We start from the raw sequence: 3,012 nt of genomic DNA on the forward strand, positions 1-3,012 counted from the left end.
ATTTCAATGGGGAAAAAGGCGAATGCCTTTTTCTTCTCTGGATCTTATTTCCTCTTTCTCTCCTTCTTTTCTCACGATTTTCACAGGAAAAGGGTTTGTTTCCGGATAAGCAACTTGGTGCGCAGCCGATCTGGCTGCGCGCTTGTTTGTGGATGAAAGGATGAAATCTGGCCAAGCTATATACTGGAAACTGTGATGAAATAGCGATTCAAATATAAACACATAAAGGGGGTTTTTTCGTTGCTATTTTTTAAGCCGGAGTTTCAAAATAAGCAGGGAGAGATTTTAAATGTAGTTGATGCGAATGGGAAAGCAGTCGGCTACATTGCTTACTTACATAAGGAAGATAAAGAACTGTATATTATGGGGCAGTTGGAGGAAGAAGGGGAGAAACAGAACTTTATTGATATTACTTCGCACTTCATTGATGGTTTGAAGAAGGCGATACTCGGAGATGGCGAGAAAGAACCGAACATCTACATTCATCTGGGCGGCGGGCCCATGAATCTATATAAAAAAGATGACGGGACAGAATAAGAAGGAAAAAGCGGCACCTGTATAGGCTGCTGTGCATAGGATGGTTTGCGGAAGATCTTCGCCGATAAGGAGGAATCACGGCTGTGAACCATCTGGACATTGCATATCATCCCCGACTTCTTGACCCTTCGGGAGAAAGAGCGAATAGGCCAGAAGATTTCGGTTTGACAATGGTAATCGATAAAGGAATTGGCTTGAGCTCATTCGAAGAATGCTTACAGCTTGCCGGTCAATATGTTGATTATATTAAGCTTGGCTTCGGTACGACAGTCCTGTACTCGCCCGAACTTTTGCGAAAAAAGTTGCTTTTAGCCAAAAAATCCGGTGTAGTGCTGTACCCGGGAGGGACATTGTTTGAAATCGCCTACCATCAAGGTGTCCTGCAAAATTATTTGGATTCATTAGCGAAGATAGGATTTAACTATGTGGAGATTTCTGACGGAACGATTGAACTTGTGACAAGTGAGCGGAGCAGGATGATTCGGGAGATAACCGAGAGAGGCTTCACCGTTATTACAGAATGCGGCAAAAAAGCGGGTGGCAGCCATCTCAGCGTAGAGGACCTGCAGAAAACCCTTTATTCCGATCTGGAGCAGGGGGCCTCCTACGTTATTGTAGAGGGCAGGGAATCGGGAACGAATGTAGGGATTTATGACAAACAGGGCCAGATTGATACCGAGTTTTTGACCACGGTTGAAAAAGCAATTCCGGCTGATATCAGGAAACGTCTTATCTGGGAAGCGCCACAGAAAAAACAGCAAATCGAACTGCTCCGTTTTTGGGGACGAAATGTCAGCATGGGCAACATTCAATTTGAGGATATTTACAACCTTGAGTGCCTGCGCAGAGGCTTGAGGTTTGATACATTCATTCTCGGACATGAGAGTTCCGCCGTGCAGGCAGAGCAGATTACTCTATAAGAAAAACGCGCGGGCGTTGCCGCTCTTCCTCCTCCCTTCAGGCTACACGCTACAAACGGGAAAAGCAACGACCGGCACACGCCGCGCGCGTTTTTCCTCGCTTATGAATGAAAGAAGTTTTTGGAAAACCATAAAAATGCATGGAACGTACTGGATAGCGTTGTATTAAAAATACGCATAAAGGAAAGGGTAGATAAAGGTACAAAATGAGGAGGAAGAAGAATGGAAGCAAAACAAGGGACATCAGCCATGATTGCCATTGCTTTTATCCCGATAGTCATGGTATTAGGGAATTCAATGTTGGTACCCGTTCTTCCTACGATGCAGAAAGAGCTGGACCTGTCTCAGTTTCAGACGAGTCTTACGATTACGGTATTCTCCCTTGCCGCAGGTATTATCATCCCGCTGGTCGGGTATTTATCTGACCGTTTTGGACGTAAGTGGGTTATTGTGTCATCGCTCATTGTGTACGGGATTGGGGGAATTATTTCCGGTATGGCCGCCTGGCTGATGGAAAATTCCTATGCAGCCATCTTAGGTGGACGGATTATCCAGGGGATTGGGGCAGCGGGGACGGCACCGATTGCGATGGCCCTTATCGGGGATTTATATTCGGGAGCCCAGGAAAGTAAGGCGCTCGGGATTATCGAATCATCCAACGGGATGGGAAAGATTTTATCGCCGATTATCGGCTCAGCTATTGCTCTTATCACATGGTTTGCGGTATTTTTTACCTTTCCTATTCTTTGTTTTGCTGTGGCCGCCTATGTATGGTTCGGGGTTAAAGAAAAGAAGAAGCCGGAAGGACAGCCTCTCCCCGAATATCTCGGAGCGTTAAAGCAAATTTTTAAAAATAAAGGAAGATGGTTGATTCCCGCCTTTTTTGTGGGTGCTACCGGCTTATTTATCCTTTTTGGCGTTTTGTTTTACCTGTCCGATATTTTGGAGGAAACCTACAAAGTTGACGGGATACTTAAGGGTGCTATTCTTTCTATTCCTCTGTTTGGAATGGTCGTTACCGCTTACATTACCGGCGCAAAACTTAAGCAGAATAAACCGCTTACCCGAAGGCTGATGCTCATCGGTCTGACAATCTTGACGGGAGCCATGATTGCCGTTGCTTTCTTTAAACAAATTTACCTTATGATTGGGCTCTTAACATTAGGAAGCATTGGAATCGGTTTATCATTGCCCTGTATCAACGTTTTAGTTACAGGAGCTGTGGAAAAGGCGGAAAGAGGAATGATCACATCTTTGTATGGGAGCGTTCGTTTCCTTGGTGTTGCCTTTGGTCCGCCTATCTTTAGCTGGTTAATGAAAATTTCACATAAGACCGTATTTTTTAGTGTGGCGGGGCTAAGCTTTGTTATTTTGCTCTCAACCTTTTTCTTCATTAAGCCTGGCGCAAGAAACCAGGGGGGAGCGGCAAAAGAACACGGACCGGGCACCCTCTTTAGGAAAAGCGAGAAAGCTCCCACGTAACATGCAATTAATTAGAGAAATTTTGAAATAAAGGAAATAAATTTAAGTAAGATAGTAGTAATGGCAGCCGCCA

The 3,012-nt window shown here is 44.9% G+C and carries 3 protein-coding genes; all 3 read left to right on the top strand.

Going from position 1 to position 3,012, the window contains the following annotated elements; translation table 11 throughout:
* Positions 1 to 240: 240 nt before the first annotated feature.
* Positions 241 to 537: a hypothetical protein gene (locus B2899_RS09420; protein WP_286885306.1), complete on the top strand. Its 297-nt coding sequence runs from the start codon at positions 241 to 243 to the stop codon at positions 535 to 537.
* An 83-nt stretch (positions 538 to 620) separates the two neighbouring features.
* Positions 621 to 1,457 carry a phosphosulfolactate synthase gene (locus B2899_RS09425; RefSeq protein ID WP_286885307.1) on the top strand — a complete coding sequence of 279 codons (837 nt, stop codon included), beginning with the start codon at positions 621 to 623 and terminating at the stop codon, positions 1,455 to 1,457.
* A 222-nt stretch (positions 1,458 to 1,679) separates the two neighbouring features.
* Positions 1,680 to 2,939: an MFS transporter gene (locus B2899_RS09430; protein ID WP_286885308.1), complete on the top strand. Its 1,260-nt coding sequence runs from the start codon at positions 1,680 to 1,682 to the stop codon at positions 2,937 to 2,939.
* Positions 2,940 to 3,012 lie beyond the last annotated feature (73 nt).

Source organism: Aneurinibacillus sp. UBA3580 (assembly GCF_002375825.1).
GTDB classification, from domain to species: domain Bacteria; phylum Bacillota; class Bacilli; order Aneurinibacillales; family Aneurinibacillaceae; genus Aneurinibacillus; species Aneurinibacillus danicus.